Consider the following 16,504-nt stretch of genomic DNA (forward strand, 5'->3'; position numbering starts at 1 on the left):
GAGGGTAGCGCCGGAGCCGGGAACGACAGAACCCCCGGCCAGGGGCCGGGGGTTCTCGTGGTGGGCGATACTGGGATCGAACCAGTGACCTCTTCCGTGTCAGGGAAGCGCGCTACCGCTGCGCCAATCGCCCGTTGCTCCGTGCGGAGCACCTCGTTCGGTGAACGATCGAGGTGGATACGGGATTCGAACCCGTGTATACGGCTTTGCAGGCCGCTGCCTCGCCTCTCGGCCAATCCACCGTGTACGGGATTCGGTGTCGGCGGCCCGAGGGCCGACCAGGTGGGAGGCACCCGAGGGTGCCGTCCCGATGACGCCGGTCCGAGGACCGGTGTTCGAGCGGATGACGAGATTCGAACTCGCGACCCTCACCTTGGCAAGGTGATGCGCTACCGCTGCGCCACATCCGCATGTAGGTCGTACTGGTGTTGCCGTCTTGTGTGTCGTGCTGTCGTGCTGCCTGTCCGGCGCTTTCGCTGCCCGGCTCGACCTAGAAGAATGTATACGACAGCGGCGCCGGAATCCAAATCGAGCGGACGCCGATCCCGCCGCTCGGAGTCCGATCCGCGTCTTTCCGCGCGAAACCGGCTGGTCGCCGTCCGTTCACCCGGGCGTGGCGGGCGTCGGCGGTGCATCCGGGCCCCGCGGATCCGCTACGATCGTCTCTCGGGTCGTCCAGCACGTCCCCCTGGGCGATTGGCGCAGTTGGTAGCGCGCTTCCTTCACACGGAAGAGGTCATCGGTTCGAGTCCGGTATCGCCCACCCTCACCCCCGGTCCGTGCTCACGCACTCGGCCGGGGGTTCTCTCGTCCCGCCGCGGCCGTCCTCCGTCGTCGCAGCGCCCAGTCGAAGGAGCCGACCCGCGATGATGGGCCGCTCGCACGCCGTGTCCGGTGCGCTCGCCTGGGCCGTGGCCGCCTCCGTGCCCGGCGTCGCCGGACCCCTCGGCCTCGCGGGTCTCCCGCTCGACCTCAGGCTGGTCGGCCTCGGAGTCGCCGCCGGCTGGGCGCTGGTGCCCGACGCGGACCACGCGAGCGCGACGGTCTCCCGCTCGGCGCCGGGCGCCTCCCTGCTCACGGCGACCGCGGGCCGGATCAGCGGAGGGCACCGGCACGGGATGCACTCGCTGCTCGCGGTCGCCGTCGTCTGGTACCTGGTGCCGGTGCTCACGGCACTGCGCTTCCCGGTGCCGGTCGTCGGCCCCGTCGCCGTGGCCGCCGTGCTCACGCTGCCGGCTCTCGCGTTCGCCGCGAAGGCCGTCCGGGCCGCCCCCTCCTGGCGCATCGCCTGGGCCGGGGCGACGGTCGTCACGGTCCTGCTCGTCGCGCTCGCCGACGGCACCTGGGCGTGGCTCCGGGTCGCCGCGACGCTGGGCTACCTCGTGCACGTGGCCGGCGACGCCCTCACGACCGGCGGGATCAACTGGCTGTGGCCGCTGCGCGTGCGCCTGCCACGGCGCCTGCGCCGGACACCGCTGCGCCACGTCTGGACCACCGGAGGCTACGCCGCGCTGCCCGTCCTGGGCTCCGCCGGGTCCTGGCGCGAGACGGTCCTCTACTGGCTCATGTCCGCGGCGACGATCGTGCTCACCGCCTCGATGATCACGGCCGAGCTGCTGTAGCCCGAGGCGCCCTCCTCAGAAGACCTTCCCCGGGTTCATGATCCCCAGCGGGTCGAACACGGCCTTGATCCCGCGCTGGAGCGCCAGCGAGTCCTCGCCCAGCTCCTCCGCCAGCCAGCGCCGCTTGAGCAGTCCCACGCCGTGCTCGCCCGTGAGCGTGCCGCCGAGGGCCAGGGCCGTGCGGAAGAGCTCCGCGGCGGCGTCCCAGACGCCATCCCCCACGGGTCCGTCCCCCGCGGGCAGCACGAAGTTCGGATGGAGGTTCCCGTCCCCCGCGTGGGCGACGGTGGGGATGCTGAGGCCCGTCCGCTCCTCGATGCCGCGGATCGCCGCGAACATCGCCGGCAGCGCGGAGCGGGGCACGCAGACGTCCTCGATCAGCACCCGGCCCTCCGCCTCGAGCGCCGGGTGGAAGGCCCGACGGACGACCAGCAGAGCCTCACCCTCGGCCGGGTCCTCGGTCGCCTCGGCGGCGCCCCCGGAGGCGGTCACGATCTCGAGGACGCGCTGCGACTCCTCCGCCGCTCCTCCGCCGTCCGTCTGGACGAGGAGGTAGGCGGCACCGCGGTCCAGGGCCGCTCCGGTGTAGCGCGAGATGGCGGCGAGCGCCGCCTCGTCCATCAGCTCCATCACCGCGGGACGGAGCCGCGCGGCGGTGATCGCGGCGGAGGCGGCGGCCGCGGCGACGACGCTCGGGAAGTACGCGCCGACCGTGACCACGCGCCCGGTCGGGATCGGGCGGAGCTTCACGGTGGCCTCCACGATGACGCCCAGCGTCCCCTCGGAGCCGGTCAGGAGCGCGGTGAGGTCGTACCCGGTGACTCCCTTCACGCTGCGGCGGCCGGTGCGGAGCAGTCGTCCGTCGGGGAGGACGACCGTCAACCCGAGCACCGCTTCGCGGGTCACGCCGTACTTGGCGCACAGCAGCCCCCCGGCGTTCGTCGCGATGTTTCCGCCGATGCTCGAGATCGCGCGGCTCGCGGGGTCGGGCGAGAAGACGAGGCCGTGCGGAGCGACGGCGTCCGACAGCGCCTGATTGATGACCCCGGGCTCGACGACCGCCAGCTCGTCCTCGAGCGACACCTCGAGGATGCGGTCCATGGCGGCGGTCGAGAGGACGAGCGCTCCCTCGCTCGCCACTCCCCCGGCAGCGAGGCCCGTTCCCGCTCCGCGCGGCACGACCGGGAGCCGGTGCTCCGTCGCTATGCGCAGCGCCGCCTGCACGTCCTCGACCGAGCGGGCAGCGACGAGCGCGAGCGCGCGACCCGGTGCGGAGAAGCCCGACTTGTCGGTGTGCACGGCCTCGAACCCGGGGCCCTCGGTCAGGACCGCGTCGCCGAGCGCGTCGCGCAGCTGTCGGAGGATCTCGTGGTCGTGCATGGTTCACTCCGTGCGGTCGCGGGCGGGTCCTGCCGATCCTTCCACGGGCGCGGGGCAGGATGGCGGGATGACCGGAGAGACGCGATGGCCGCGGTGACGAGCGCGGGGATCCTGCTGCACCGCGAGGGCCCCTCCGGCACCGAGGTGTTCCTCGGGCGGATGGGCGGCCCCTTCTGGACCCGGCGCCCCCGCGCGTGGACGATCCCGAAGGGCGTGCACACGGGCGGCGAGACGCCGCTGGACGCCGCGCGCCGCGAATTCGAGGAGGAGACCGGCGCTCCTCCGCCCGACGGGGAGCTGACCCTCCTCGGCGCGTTCCGGCAGAGCGCTGCCAAGACCGTCACGGTCTTCGCCGGGCGCGGACTCGCGGACACCGCCTTCGTCGCGAGCAACACCTTCGAGCTGGAGTGGCCGCGGGGCTCCGGCGTGCTGCGCAGCTTCCCCGAGCTGGAGGACGCCCGGTGGCACCCGCTCGACGAGGCCCGCTCGCTGGTGGTGGCCGGGCAGGTCGCCGCCCTCGACGCGCTGGCCGAGCTGCTGGCGGATCCGGACGGCGGGGACCGGGCCGGCACCGCCCCCTAGTCGGCGGTCGCGTAGACCCGCAGGCCCAGCGGCACGATCCGCACCACGGCCTCGTCGAATCCGTCGCGGGAGCCGTCGAAGCGCTCGGTCTCGCCGTCGTGCGCCCACTCGGGGTCGTCCCCCGCGGGTCGGCGCGCGCCGACGGTGATCTCCGGCGTCGAGAACGACTCCACCACCGGTGCCCGCCAGCCGGGCACACGGCCGACCACCGGGGTCGCCGTACGGCCGAGCAGGAGCGAGAACGCTCCCCGGGTGCGCGGAGTCCGTCCTGAGTGCAGGATGCGCACGTCGAGGTGGCCGTCGTCGAGCCGACGCCGGGCGAGCGGGGCGGCCGTGCGCGGGTGCTCCTGGTTCACCCCGACGAAGTACGACCAGACGAGCTGCGTGCGCCCGTCGCGCCGGAGCTCGAACGGATCGGTGCGCCGCACGACCGAGAGGGCCGCGATCACGGCGGCGAGCGGCTTCCCGATCCGCTTCTCGCGCTTCTCGCGGGCCGCGACGAACTCCGGGTAGACGCCGATCGAGACCGTGTTGAGCACCGTGACCGGGTCTCCCCCGTCCGCGACGACCTCGGCCACGTCGACGTCGCGGCGCTCGCCGATCGTCGCCGCGTCGAGCGCGTCCTGGACGGTGAGCAGCCCCAGCGCCTTCGCGAAGTGGTTCATGGTCCCGCCCGGCAGCACGAGCAGCGTCATCCCCTCGGCGCGGGCGAGAGCGGCACCGACCGACATGGTCCCGTCCCCGCCGTAGATCCCGAGCACCCGGGGCGGAGAGTCCCCCGAGCGCGCCTCGCGCACCACGTCGGCGAGGTCCTCCCCCTCGGTCAGCCGGTGCACGCGCGCCTTCGGGAACCGGGCTCGGACCAGCGGCTCGGGATCGGGGCGGTGCGAGTCCCGGCCCGCGCCGGGGTTGAGGACCACGAGGAGGGCGGCGCCGTCCCCCAGCGGGCTGCGATCGACGGGGGGCCGGGTCGCGCGCTCCGAGACGGGCACGTGGCGCGGCTCGGCCGGCAGGACGGCTCGGCCGACGACCGCGACCGCCGCGCCGAGCGCCGCGCCGCCGAGGACGTCCGAGAGCCAGTGGACGCCGACGTGCAGGCGGGAGAAGGCCACGGCGGCGGCGAGCGGGGCGACCGCCGCCCCCACTCGGGGCGACTCGAGCGCGACCCCGGCGGCGAAGGCGGCGGCGCTCGCCGCGTGCCCCGAGGGGAAGGACGCCGACGTCGGCACCGTCGCCAGGCGCCGGCCGACCGGGACGTCGACGAGGAGCGGCCGGTCGCCGCCGAACACGCGCTTGCCGACCAGGTTCGCGAGCGCGCTGGCCGCAGCGAGCGAGGCGGTCCCCCGCAGAGCCTCGCGGGGACGCCCCGCCAGGAGCAGCAGAACGCCGACGCCGGCCCAGAGGACTCCGTGGTCCGCGGCCCGGGAGAGCCCCACGAGCGCCCCGTCGACGACGGGCGACGGCCGACGGGCGTTCAGCCGCCGGGCCGCACGAGCGTCCGCCCGGCGCACGACGCGCGGGACGGTGACGAGTCGGCGGAGCAGGACGGACGGGGGTCGGGTTCCGCGAAGGGCCATGCGCTCAGCGTAGGAGGAGGCGCCTCCGCGGTCCCTGGACCGGTCGACGGCGCGCTACACCTCGCCGAAGCCCGACTCGACCAGATCGCCGAGCCGGCCGACCGCCTCCTGGGCCTGCGGCCCCGACGCCGAGAGGACGACCTCGTCCCCGCGGTCGAGCCCCAGCGACATCACGCCGAGCAGGCTCGTGGCGTCCTTGCCGTTCGCGTCGATCCGGGCGTCGAAGGTGGCGGCGAGCGTCACGAAGTCGGCCGCGGGACGGGCGTGCAGGCCGTTCGGGTTGATGAGGCGGACGCGGCGCTGCACGCGCTCGTCACCGGGCGGAGCCTCCTCGGCGGGAGCAGCGAGCGCCTCGCCCCGGGCCGACTCCGCGGCGGCGAGCACCTCGTCCAGCGACGCCCCCGTGCCCGCGGCGACGGCGGCCGCGACCGCCCCCTCCACCAGCGGGGCGTCGGCGATCCGGACCCGGGCGCGCGCGTCGTCGCCGAGGAACTCGACCGCGGTCTCCGCCGTCATGATCGCCGAGCCGAGGTCGCAGAGGACGACGACCCCCTCGCCGGAGTCCGCCTCCGCCAGCGCCGCCGTGATGCGGTCGAAGCTGGTGCCGATGCCGCCGTCGTCCGTCCCGCCCGCGGCGACCAGCGCGACCGAGGCCGCCATCTGCTCCGCGAGCTCGACCAGCCCCTCCGCCAGCTGCGCGCTGTGCGAGACCAGGACCAGCCCGACGCTCACGCTGCCGCCTCGGCCGCTGCGCGGAGCAGGAGCACGGTCGACACGCTGCCGGGATCACGGTGCCCGATGGCGCGCTCGCCGAGGTAGCTGGCTCGTCCCTTGCGGGCGACCAGCGGGTCCGTCGACTCCGCTCCGCTCTGCGCCGCCTCCGCCGCCGCGGCGAGGACGTCGGCCGGAGCCGCTCCCTCCTCGGCGGCGGCCGCGGCCGCGTCGACCGCCGGCGTCCACGCGTCCACCATCGTCTTGTCGCCCACCTCGGCCTTGCCGCGGAGCACGATGCCGTCCCTCGCCGCGGCCAGGAGCGCTGCGACGTCCGCGCCCTCGAGCGCGACCTCGCCCGCGACCGCGGCGGAGGCCTTCAGGAACGCCGTGCCGAACAGCGGGCCCGAGGCGCCGCCGACGGTGGAGATGAGCGTCGTCGCGACCAGCTTGAGCACGTCCGCCGGGAGCCCCTGCTCCGGCGCCGCGTCTAGCTTCGCGACCACCGCCTGGAAGCCGCGGTCCATGTTCTCGCCGTGGTCCCCGTCGCCGATCGCCCGGTCGAGCGTGATCAGCTCGACCCGGTGCTCCGCGATCGACTCGGCGGCGCGGCGGATCCACGCCGTCGCCCACGCCGCGTCGAGCCCGGCTCCCTGTGCGTCCTGCATGGTCGTCTCCTCCTCGTGCGCCGCTCCTGCGGCTGTCGTTCCGGTCATGGTGCGCGCGCGGGCGCTCAGCGTCCCCACCGCAGCGCCGCGGTCTGCACCGGGGAGTCCCACAGCTCGGTCAGGGCGTCGTCGAGCTTGAGGACGGTGAGCGAGAAGCCCTGCATCTCGAGCGACGTCGTGTAGTTGCCGACGAGGCTGCGTGCGACGGTGATCCCCTTCTCGGCCAGCGCCTCGGCTGCGCGGCGGTAGGCGAGGTACAGCTCGATCTGCGGCGTGCCGCCCATGCCGTTCACCAGGAGCAGCACCTCGTCCCCGGAGGAGAACGGCAGGTCCTCCAGGATCGGGCCGAGGATCCGGTCGACGATGCGGTCGGCCGGCTCCAGCGCGATCTTCTCCCGGCCGGGCTCGCCGTGGATGCCGATGCCGATCTCGATCTCGTCCTCGCCCAGCTCGAAGCTCGGCTCGCCCGCGTGCGGGACGATGCACGGCGTGAGGGCGACGCCCATCGAGCGCACGTTCGCGATCACCGTCTCGGCGATCGTCGCGACCTCGTCGAGGGAGTCGCCCCGCTCGGCCGCGGCGCCCGCGATCCGCTCGACCAGCACGGTGCCGGCCACCCCGCGGCGGCCCGCGGTGTAGAGCGAGTCCTTCACCGCGACGTCGTCGTCGACGATCACGCTGCGCACCTCGATCCCCTCGGCGCCGGCGAGGTCGGCCGCGGTCTCGAAGTTCAGGACGTCGCCCGTGTAGTTCTTCACGATGTGCAGCACACCCGCGCCGCCGTCGACGGCCTGCGTGGCCGCGACGATCGGGTCGGGCGTGGGCGAGGTGAAGACGGGACCCGGGACGGCGGCGTCCAGCATCCCGAATCCGACGAAGCCCGCGTGCAGCGGCTCGTGCCCGCTGCCGCCTCCGCTGACGATGCCCACCTTGCCCGAGCGGGGCGCGTCGGCCCGCACCACGAACAGGGGATCCGGCACCACCCGCACCAGGTCGGCGTGCGCCAGGCCGAAGCCGGCCACCGACTCCGTGACGACGTTCTTCGGGTCGTTGATGAGCTTCTTCATCGAGGTCTCCTCCAGGATCGGGCCACCACTCGGGCGTCCCGTGACCTGCGGGCGATCCGGCGCGTGGTGGATCGCCGCCCGCACCGTCGCGGACAGCAGCCCCACGTTACGCCCTGCGCTCGCGCCTACGGCAGCGGGACGACGGCGCGCTGCGTCTCGCGGACCCACTCCTCGAGCTTGGCCGTGGCGGCCCCGGAGTCGACGGCCTCCGCCGCGCGGTCCATCGACGTCCGCAGGCGCTCCAGGACGGGCGTGCGCACCAGGTCCGGGTCGCGCGCCAGGTCGAACGCCGCGAGGCCTGCGGCCGCGTTCAGAAGGACGATGTCGCGGACGGGGCCGCCGTCTCCCGCGAGCACCGAGCGCACCACGCTCGCGTTGTAGGCGGCGTCGCGGCCGCGCAGGTCGTCGATCCGCGCGCGGGGCAGGCCCAGGTCGCGCGGGTCGAGGTCGTGCTCGACCACGGAGCCGCGCGACACCTCCCAGATGTGGCTGTGACCCGTGGTGGTGAGCTCGTCGAGGCCGTCGTCCCCGCGGAACACCAGAGCCGTCGCCCCGCGCGTCCGGAACACGCCGACGACCAGCGGCACCCGGTCGAGGTGCGCCACCCCGACCGCAGAGGCCTCGGGACGCGCCGGATTGCAGAGCGGGCCGAGGAAGTTGAACACCGTCGGCACGCCCAGCTCGGCGCGCACCGGACCGGCGTGCCGGAAGCCGGGGTGGAAGAGGGACGCGAAGACGAAGGCGATCCCCGTCCGCCGGAACACCTCGGCCACCCGCTCGGGGGAGAGGGAGAGGTCGACCCCGAGTGCCGCGAGCACGTCGGAGGAGCCGGAGGAGGAGGACGCGGCCTTGTTCCCGTGCTTCACGACGGGCGTGCCGGCGGCGGCCGCGATGATCGACGCGGTGGAGGAGATGTTGACGGTCCCGAAGCGGTCCCCGCCCGTCCCGACGATGTCCAGGGCCATCGGGTCCACGTCCAGCGGCACCGCGTGGTCGAGGATCGCGTCGCGGAAGCCGACGACCTCGTCGACGGTCTCGCCCTTCGCCCGGAGGGCCACCAGCAGTCCGGCGAGCTGCGCCGGAGTCGCCGCGCCCTCCATCACCTGCTCCATGGCCCACGTCGCCTCGGAGACGCTCAGATCGGAGGACTCGAGGAGTGCGCTGAGAACGTGCGGCCAGGACAGGGTTTCCGACATGGCTCCCAGATTATGCGACGAGGATCGCCTCCCGGCTAGTGCGACTTCCCTCCCCTGCCATCGGCCATAATGGTCTGTGTGACGAGCACCTCTCTCTCCCCCACGGCCACCGCGCCCGTAGTGAACCGACCCAACCCGGTCGCGGTCGGAACGATCGTCTGGCTGGGCAGCGAGGTCATGTTCTTCGCGGGCCTCTTCGCGATCTACTTCACCCTGCGCAGCACCTCCCCCGAGCTCTGGGGCGCCGAGACCCAGATCCTCAACGTCCCCTACGCGGGCGTGAACACGGTGATCCTCGTGGCCTCGTCGTTCAGCTGCCAGTTCGGCGTGTTCGCCGCCGAGCGCCTGCAGCCGCGCGCGACGGGCCTCAGCCCGTTCAAGTGGGGCATGGTCGAGTGGTTCTTCCTCACCTACGCCCTGGGCGCGGTCTTCGTCTCCGGCCAGGTGCTCGAGTACGGGACCCTCGTCTCCGAGGGCGTCACGCTCTCCAGCAACGCCTACGGCTCCGCCTTCTACCTGACGACCGGCTTCCACGCCCTGCACGTCACCGGCGGTCTGATCGCGTTCCTCCTCGTCATCGGCCGCGGCTTCGCGGTCAAGAACTTCGGCCACAAGGAGGCGACGAGCGCCATCGTCGTCTCGTACTACTGGCACTTCGTCGACGTCGTCTGGGTCGGCCTGTTCGCCGTCATCTACTTCCTCAAGTGACGCGCCCGCCGATGCCCCACTCCACTCCCGACCCCCGCAGGAAGGACGCCTCGATGGCCTCCCCGAAGACGAAGAGCCGAGCCAAGAAGGGTCGCCGCCACCCGCTCGCCACCCTGGCCCTGATCGCCATCGGCCTTGGGCTCACCGGCGGGACCTACGCCGCGGTCGGCGTCGCGACGTCCGCCTCCGCCGAGACGTCGTCCACCAGCCAGCAGACGATCGACGAGGGCTCGAAGCTCTTCGCCGCGAACTGCGCCACCTGCCACGGCCTCGACGCCGCGGGCACCGACAACGCTCCCTCCCTCATCGGAGTGGGCGCGGCGTCGGTCGACTTCCAGGTCGGCACCGGCCGCATGCCGATGCAGATGCACGGCCCCCAGGCGCTCGAGAAGCCGGTGCAGTTCACCGACGAGCAGGTCGGCGAGCTCGCCGCCTACGTCGCGTCGCTGGCCCCCGGCCCCGCGATCCCCGAGGGCGAGGTCCTCGACGGACAGGGCGACGCGGCGAACGGCGCCGAGCTGTTCCGCATCAACTGCGCCATGTGCCACAACGTCGCCGGAGCCGGCGGCGCGCTCACCGAGGGCAAGTTCGCTCCCCCGCTGGGCGGCGTGACCGAGGCGCACATCTACGAGGCGATGGTCACCGGCCCGCAGAACATGCCGGTCTTCAACGACCTCAACATCTCGCCCGAGGACAAGCGCGACATCATCTCGTACCTCAAGTACATCGAGGCCAACCCGTCCCCGGGCGGATTCGCGCTCGGCTCCCTCGGACCCGTCGCAGAGGGCCTGTTCCTCTGGATCTTCGGCCTCGGCGCGATCGTGGCCCTGACGGTGTGGATCACCGCCCGATCCAACTAGACGACTGCAGCGCCCTGACGGGCGCGACTGACCCACGGCACCGACTGGTGCCGACACGGCGTGAAAAGGAGAACCATGGCAGAGCACGATGAGGGTGGCACGGACCTCGCCACCTCGTCGGCCACCGGGCACGGAACGGCTCCGGCCGGCACCGCGGTCGTGACGCGGGATCGCGTCCAGGACCCGGGCCTCCCGCCGCACCGCCCCCGGATGACCGACCTCGACCCCAAGGTCGAGAAGCGTGCCGAGCGCACGGTGTACACGCTCTTCTACCTCTCCTTCGCGGGCTCGATCTTCGCGGTCGCCGCGTACATGGCGTTCCCGATCACCGAGGACGTCGCGTCGGTCCGGCTGAACACGCTGTTCATCGGCCTGGGCATGTCCCTCGCGCTCCTGGGCATCGGCATCGCCGCCGTCCACTGGGGCAAGCAGCTCATGTCGGACCACGAGGGCATCGACATCCGCCACCCCGTCCGCAGCGCGGAGCCCACCCGCGCCCGTGCGCTCGAGATCTTCGACCAGTCCGACAAGGAGTCCGGCTTCGGCCGCCGCTCCCTCGTCCGCAACAGCCTGATCGCCTCCCTCGTCGTGTTCCCCCTGCCCGCCGTGATCCTGTTCCGGGGCCTCGGCCCGCAGGACCAGAACCCCGTCGCCCTCCTCAAGACCACCCTGTGGGAAGAGGGCACGAGGCTCACCCTGGACCCGTCGGGAGCGCCGATCCTCGCATCGGACGTCACCCTCGGATCCGCCTTCCACGTCATCCCCGAGGGCCTCAACGACGCCGAGGGCAAGCTGGAGGAGAAGGCCAAGGCCGCCGTCCTCCTGATGCGCCTGAAGCCGGAGGACCTCATCGTCAGTGAGGGTCGCGAGACCTGGAACTACGACGGAATCGTCGCCTACTCCAAGATCTGCACGCACGTCGGCTGCCCTGTGGCGCTGTACGAGCAGCAGACCCACCACCTGCTGTGCCCGTGCCACCAGTCGCAATTCGACATCACGCGCGAGGCCGCCGTCATCTTCGGCCCGGCGAAGCGTCCGCTTCCGCAGCTCCCCATCACCGTCGACGCCGAGGGTTACCTGGTCGCCAGAAGCGACTTCACGGAGCCCGTCGGACCGTCCTTCTGGGAGCGATGACTCACATGTCCACCACCACCCCCTCACGCCCCTCCAGCTCCCCCGCGGAGCCCGAGGACGGCGTCATCCTCGGATCCGGCAAGTTCCAGAAGGGGTACGTCGGAGCGGCGTCGAACTACATCGACGAGCGCACGAGCATCTCCGCGGTCGTCAAGGAGTTCGGTCGCAAGATCTTCCCCGACCACTGGTCCTTCCTCCTCGGCGAGGTCGCGCTCTACAGCTTCGTCATCATCCTGCTGTCGGGCACCTTCCTCACCTTCTTCTTCCAGGCCTCGATGGTCGAGACGCACTACGAGGGCAGCTACCTGCCCCTCAAGGGCATCGAGATGTCGGCGGCGATGTCGTCTTCGCTCGACATCTCCTTCGACATCCGCGGCGGCCTGCTGATGCGGCAGATCCACCACTGGGCGGCGCTGCTGTTCGTGGCCTCGATCGGCCTGCACATGCTGCGCATCTTCTTCACCGGTGCGTTCCGCAAGCCCCGCGAGCTCAACTGGGTCATCGGCTTCGTCCTCTTCATCCTCGCGATGGCCGAGGGCTTCACCGGCTACTCGCTCCCCGACGACCTGCTCTCGGGCAACGGCCTCCGCATCATCGACGGCATGGTCAAGGGCATTCCGATCGTCGGCACCTGGATCTCGTTCCTGCTCTTCGGCGGCGAGTTCCCGGGCACCGACATCGTCGGCCGCCTCTATACGCTGCACATCCTGCTGCTGCCGGCGCTGGTGCTCGCGTTCATCGCCCTGCACCTCGTGTTCGTGGTCGTCCACAAGCACACCCAGTTCCCCGGTGCGGGCAAGACCGAGCAGAACGTCGTCGGCTACCCGGTGCTGCCGGTCTACGCCGCGAAGGCCGGTGGATTCTTCTTCATCGTCTTCGGCGTCGTCGTCCTCATCGCCTCGCTGTTCACGATCAACCCGATCTGGAACTACGGCCCGTACGACCCCTCGCCCGTCTCCGCGGGAACCCAGCCCGACTGGTACATCGGCTTCGCCGACGGCGCCCTGCGCCTCGTCCCGCCGGGACTCGAGTGGGCCATCCCGGGCATCGGAACCCTGTCGTTCAACATCCTGATCCCGCTCGTCGGCCTCGGACTGTTCATCGCTGTGGTCATGCTCTACCCGTTCCTCGAGGCGTGGATCACCGGTGACAAGCGCGAGCACCACCTGCTCGACCGCCCGCGCAACGCCGCGACCCGCACCGCGATCGGTGCCGCCGGAGTCAGCTTCTACGCCGTCCTCTGGGCCGCCGCCTCGTCCGACCTCATCGCGACGCACTTCCACCTCACGATGGAGGGCGTGATCCACAGCCTGCAGTTCCTGCTCATCGCGGGTCCGTTCATCGCATACTTCATCACCAAGCGCATCTGCCTGGCGCTGCAGAAGAAGGACCGCGAGATCGCGCTGCACGGCTTCGAGTCGGGCCGCATCGTCCGCCTCCCCGGCGGCGAGTTCATCGAGGTGCACCAGCAGCTCGACGAGTACGAGCGCTGGAAGCTCGTCGGTCAGGACGAGTACGAGCCGCTGATGATCCGTCCGGACTCGCGTGGCCGCATCACCGCCCCTCAGCGCGTGCGCGCCGGCCTCTCCCGCTGGTTCTTCGAGGACCGGATCACCCCCGTCACCCAGAAGGAGCTCGAGAGCTCGCACAGCGAGCACTGATCCTCCCCCGAAGGGCCCGGACGTTCATTCGTCCGGGCCCTTCGTCGTTCCCGCAGCGGGGCGGCGCCTGTCCTCCGGCGCGGTGGAGGTCGGCGGTGGACCGAGAGGCGGTGAGACCGGATCACAGCGCCTCGTCGGCGACAAGCCGGCAGGGACGTGGGGCGATCCACCGGACCTCGAGGCCTCCGCTCCTCGGATCACGAGACGCCATCTCCCTGCCGAGCTGGAGACGTCCGCCCCCGTCCGATCATGGAGTGATCCGGCCTCTCTGCGTGCTCGCAGTGTGGTCCTCCGGTGAGGTCCCCGGTCCCCGTACACGTCGAGACGCTCCGGATTAGTTCGAGGGTACCCATCCCCAGCAGGCCTGTCAGGACTGCCCTCCCCCACTCACGGTCGATCCCTCTGTGATCGGCGACGGCGACGCTCGCCGGTGAGACAGAGGAGGCGACCTCCGGGCATCGACGCCCGTCGCTGCAGCGGCGTCTCAGGCTCCTTGTCCTCGCAATGACCGGCATGACCCGCTAGACGTACCGAGGAACTCTCAGAGCCGCAGGGGCGCCCGCGGTTCCGCCGGGATGCGGGGTCCCCCTGAGTTCGGAACGGTGTGCAGAGGTCCGGAGGGCGGCGCAGGCGTCAGAGCGCGGCAGGCCCAGGACAGCCGCGGGCGCAGCAGTATCCGCGACCGTAGCGCGCCACCGCCGCTGGCACGCCACAGGCGCACAGGAGAGCCGCCACAGGCTTAGCCCGCTCACCCGTGGCCGGAGCAGGAGCCGTCGCAGCGCAGCCCGTATGGGTGATGACGCTGCCCGGCGCTCCTGCTCGGCGCCGCTCGCTGCGCTCCCCTGCGAGCTTCCGAGTCGCGGGCCGTCGGGATGTTCCCAAACGTGCGCCTCCGAGCGGAACGCCTCTGTGTCCTGCCAGCAGGACACCAAGAGAGATCCCGCTCAGCTCGTCATCCCTCACTGAGTGGTCCCGGCCCTCACCGGGAGGTCCCGGCCCTCACCGGGAGGTCCCGGCCCTCACCGGGAGGCTCGATCCCCCACCGATCGGCGAGTGACGCCCCTGCATGAAGCCGAACGGCCGAGCCGACTGGGCCCCGACCGCGCGTCGCTTCCTCCTGGATAAGCGGAAGGGCCGGGTGCACGGAGCCGAAGCCCTCGTGCACCCGGCCCTCGGCCGTGCGATGCGCCCTAGCGGGCGAAGTACCCGCGGTAGTACTCGTAGACCCAGCCGGCGATAGCGACCAGGAAGAGTCCGACGGCGATGTAGGTGATCCAGAACCCCACGGCCAGGCCGAGGAATCCGAGGGCCGCGGAACCGCCCAGGATCAGCGGCCACCAGCTCCACGGGCTGAAGAAGCCCAGCTCGGGGTCTCCGTCATCGATGTCCGCATCGAGGCGGTCCTCGGGGAGCTCAGCACCCTGCGCCTTGTGGACGCGGCCGACGTAGAACGCGATGAACGCGCCCAGCACGGCCGAGAGGCCGATGCCGACGGTGCCGACCCACTCCACCTGGCCCGTGTCGAGCAGCGACCACACGATGTACGTGATGTCGGCGAGGAGGAAGAAGCCCGCGAGGAGCCAGAAGAGATTGACGTTGGCGCGCATGGCCTACTTCACCGTGCCTTCGGACTTGTCGTACGTGGGGGCGTCCGGAGCGTCCTTCGCCGGACCGATTCCGACGGGGATGCCGGCCTCGGGGTGGTTGAGGTCGAACGCCGGGGCCTCGCTTCGGATGCGCGGGATCGAGGTGAAGTTGTGGCGGGGCGGCGGGCACGACGTGGCCCACTCGAGCGACCGGGAGAAGCCCCACGGGTCGTTCACCGTCACCTTGGGCGCCTTGCGGGCCGTGATGTACACGTTCAGGAAGAACGGGATCAGCGACACCGCGAGGATCATCGCTCCGACCGTCGACACCTGGTTCATCCAGGTGAAGCCGTCCTCGGGGAGGTAGCTGGCGTAGCGGCGCGGCATGCCGACGACGCCCAGCCAGTGCTGGATGAGGAAGGTGGTGTGGAAGCCGATGAACAGCAGCCAGAAGTGCCACTTGCCCAGCGTCTCGTTAAGCATCTTGCCGGTCCACTTGGGCCACCAGAAGTAGAAGCCCGAGAACATCGCGAAGACGACGGTTCCGAACACGACGTAGTGGAAGTGCGCCACCACGAAGTACGAGTCCGAGACGTGGAAGTCGAGCGGGGGCGACGCGAGGATGACGCCGGTGAGTCCACCGAAGGTGAAGGTGATCAGGAAGCCGATCGCCCAGATCATCGGGGTCTCGAAGGTCACCGATCCGCGCCACATGGTGCCGACCCAGTTGAAGATCTTCACGCCGGTAGGGACCGCGATGAGCATGGTCATAAGCGAGAAGAACGGCAGCAGGACCGATCCGGTGACGTACATGTGGTGCGCCCACACCGTCACGGAGAGAGCGGCGATCGCGATGGTCGCGTAGATCAGCGTCTTGTAGCCGAAGATCGGCTTGCGGCTGAAGACCGGGAAGACCTCGGACACGATGCCGAAGAACGGCAGCGCGATGATGTACACCTCGGGGTGGCCGAAGAACCAGAACAGGTGCTGCCAGAGCAGGACGCCGCCGTTGGCCGCATCGTAGATGTGTGCGTCGAACACGCGGTCGGCGCCGAGGGCGAACATCGCGGCGGCGAGCACCGGGAACGCGAGCAGCACGAGGATCGACGTCACCAGGATGTTCCAGGTGAAGATCGGCATGCGGAACATCGTCATGCCGGGGGCGCGCATCGTGATGATCGTCGTGATGAAGTTCACCGCGCCGAGGATCGTGCCGAAGCCCGAGAGCGCGAGGCCGAAGACCCAGAGATTGCCGCCGAGCCCTGGTGAGAACGTCGTGCTCGACAGTGGCGCGTACGCGAACCACCCGAACGACGCCGCACCCTGCGGGGTGACGAATCCGGCGACCGCGATGAGCGAGCCGAAGCTGTAGAGCCAGTACGCGAAGGCGTTGAGGCGGGGGAACGCGACGTCGGGGGCGCCGATCTGCAGCGGCATCAGGACGTTGGCGAACCCGGCGAAGAGCGGCGTCGCGAACATCAGCAGCATGATCGTGCCGTGCATCGTGAACAGCTGGTTGTACTGCTCGCGCGTCTCGACCACGTTCAGGCCGGGCTCGAACAGCTGGGCGCGGATGACCAGGGCCATCACGCCGGCGATGCAGAAGTAGATGAACGACGTGATCAGGTACATGTACCCGATGACCTTGTGGTCGGTCGACGTCATCCAGCGGACGAGGACGTTCGCCTTGCGCTGGACCGGCGGAGTGCCGGCGGTGCGCGTCGGGCGGGGTGCCGTGGCGGTGCTCATGCT

General features: G+C 71.3%; 14 protein-coding genes and 4 tRNA genes. 7 read left to right on the forward strand and 11 right to left on the reverse strand.

Going from position 1 to position 16,504, the window contains the following annotated elements; translation table 11 throughout:
* Nucleotides 1-58: 58 nt before the first annotated feature.
* From C5C59_RS07275 to C5C59_RS07285, 3 genes are all read right to left on the reverse strand, one after another.
* Nucleotides 59-133 (reverse strand) — tRNA-Val (locus tag C5C59_RS07275).
* A 38-nt stretch (nucleotides 134-171) separates the two neighbouring features.
* Nucleotides 172-242 (reverse strand) — tRNA-Cys (locus C5C59_RS07280).
* Nucleotides 243-338: 96 nt separating this feature from the next.
* Nucleotides 339-410: transfer RNA gene (locus tag C5C59_RS07285), tRNA-Gly, on the reverse strand.
* Between the two features lie 280 nt (nucleotides 411-690).
* Here C5C59_RS07285 and C5C59_RS07290 point away from each other — a divergent pair.
* Nucleotides 691-763, forward strand: a tRNA-Val gene (locus tag C5C59_RS07290).
* A 103-nt stretch (nucleotides 764-866) separates the two neighbouring features.
* On the forward strand, nucleotides 867-1,622 hold the full coding sequence (locus C5C59_RS07295; protein WP_104239708.1) for a metal-dependent hydrolase: 756 nt from the start codon (nucleotides 867-869) through the stop codon (nucleotides 1,620-1,622).
* Nucleotides 1,623-1,637: 15 nt separating this feature from the next.
* Here the strand turns inward: C5C59_RS07295 and C5C59_RS07300 are convergent, their stop codons facing one another.
* Nucleotides 1,638-3,002: an FAD-binding oxidoreductase gene (locus C5C59_RS07300; RefSeq protein WP_104251251.1), complete on the reverse strand. Its 1,365-nt coding sequence runs from the start codon at nucleotides 3,000-3,002 to the stop codon at nucleotides 1,638-1,640.
* 84 nt (nucleotides 3,003-3,086) lie between these two features.
* On the opposite strand from C5C59_RS07300, the gene C5C59_RS07305 reads away from it, so the two are divergent.
* Entirely contained in the window at nucleotides 3,087-3,584 is a 498-nt protein-coding gene (locus C5C59_RS07305) for an NUDIX domain-containing protein (protein ID WP_104239317.1), read from the forward strand.
* Here C5C59_RS07305 and C5C59_RS07310 read toward each other — a convergent pair.
* The 5 genes from C5C59_RS07310 to trpD form a co-directional block, all read right to left on the reverse strand.
* Nucleotides 3,581-5,161 carry a bifunctional phosphatase PAP2/diacylglycerol kinase family protein gene (locus C5C59_RS07310; protein WP_104239316.1) on the reverse strand — a complete coding sequence of 527 codons (1,581 nt, stop codon included), beginning with the start codon at nucleotides 5,159-5,161 and terminating at the stop codon, nucleotides 3,581-3,583. The genes C5C59_RS07305 and C5C59_RS07310 overlap by 4 nt on opposite strands.
* 54 nt (nucleotides 5,162-5,215) lie before the next feature.
* Nucleotides 5,216-5,893 (reverse strand): dihydroxyacetone kinase phosphoryl donor subunit DhaM, encoded by a 678-nt coding sequence (gene dhaM, locus C5C59_RS07315; RefSeq protein WP_104239315.1) that lies wholly within the window; start codon nucleotides 5,891-5,893, stop codon nucleotides 5,216-5,218.
* A complete protein-coding gene (dhaL, locus tag C5C59_RS07320; RefSeq protein ID WP_104233336.1) occupies nucleotides 5,890-6,540 on the reverse strand; it encodes a dihydroxyacetone kinase subunit DhaL in 651 nt (216 codons plus the stop codon). The genes dhaM and dhaL overlap by 4 nt, the downstream gene beginning before the upstream one ends.
* Before the next feature lie 65 nt (nucleotides 6,541-6,605).
* Complete coding sequence (dhaK, locus tag C5C59_RS07325) at nucleotides 6,606-7,607, reverse strand: dihydroxyacetone kinase subunit DhaK (RefSeq protein WP_104233337.1); 1,002 nt, start codon at nucleotides 7,605-7,607, stop codon at nucleotides 6,606-6,608.
* A 125-nt stretch (nucleotides 7,608-7,732) separates the two neighbouring features.
* Nucleotides 7,733-8,803: an anthranilate phosphoribosyltransferase gene (gene trpD / locus C5C59_RS07330; RefSeq protein WP_104239314.1), complete on the reverse strand. Its 1,071-nt coding sequence runs from the start codon at nucleotides 8,801-8,803 to the stop codon at nucleotides 7,733-7,735.
* A gap of 69 nt (nucleotides 8,804-8,872) precedes the next feature.
* Between trpD and C5C59_RS07335 the strand changes: the two genes are divergently transcribed.
* From C5C59_RS07335 to C5C59_RS07350, 4 genes are all read left to right on the forward strand, one after another.
* Nucleotides 8,873-9,511, forward strand: coding sequence for a heme-copper oxidase subunit III (locus tag C5C59_RS07335; RefSeq protein ID WP_104239313.1), 639 nt, complete (start codon nucleotides 8,873-8,875; stop codon nucleotides 9,509-9,511).
* A 53-nt stretch (nucleotides 9,512-9,564) separates the two neighbouring features.
* The gene (locus C5C59_RS07340; RefSeq protein WP_104224648.1) at nucleotides 9,565-10,371 is read left to right on the forward strand and encodes a c-type cytochrome; all 807 of its coding nucleotides are present in this window, start codon (nucleotides 9,565-9,567) and stop codon (nucleotides 10,369-10,371) included.
* Nucleotides 10,372-10,446: 75 nt separating this feature from the next.
* Nucleotides 10,447-11,505: a ubiquinol-cytochrome c reductase iron-sulfur subunit gene (locus C5C59_RS07345; RefSeq protein WP_104225358.1), complete on the forward strand. Its 1,059-nt coding sequence runs from the start codon at nucleotides 10,447-10,449 to the stop codon at nucleotides 11,503-11,505.
* A gap of 5 nt (nucleotides 11,506-11,510) precedes the next feature.
* Nucleotides 11,511-13,166: a ubiquinol-cytochrome c reductase cytochrome b subunit gene (locus tag C5C59_RS07350; RefSeq protein ID WP_104224650.1), complete on the forward strand. Its 1,656-nt coding sequence runs from the start codon at nucleotides 11,511-11,513 to the stop codon at nucleotides 13,164-13,166.
* Between the two features lie 1,190 nt (nucleotides 13,167-14,356).
* Here the strand turns inward: C5C59_RS07350 and C5C59_RS07355 are convergent.
* On the reverse strand, nucleotides 14,357-14,773 hold the full coding sequence (locus C5C59_RS07355; protein WP_104224651.1) for a cytochrome c oxidase subunit 4: 417 nt from the start codon (nucleotides 14,771-14,773) through the stop codon (nucleotides 14,357-14,359).
* 3 nt (nucleotides 14,774-14,776) lie between these two features.
* Nucleotides 14,777-16,501, reverse strand: a complete 1,725-nt coding sequence (ctaD, locus tag C5C59_RS07360; protein WP_104224652.1) for a cytochrome c oxidase subunit I — start codon at nucleotides 16,499-16,501, stop codon at nucleotides 14,777-14,779.
* Between the last annotated feature and the right edge of the window lie 3 nt (nucleotides 16,502-16,504).

Source organism: Rathayibacter sp. AY1F4, from assembly GCF_002931775.1.
GTDB lineage: Bacteria > Actinomycetota > Actinomycetes > Actinomycetales > Microbacteriaceae > Rathayibacter.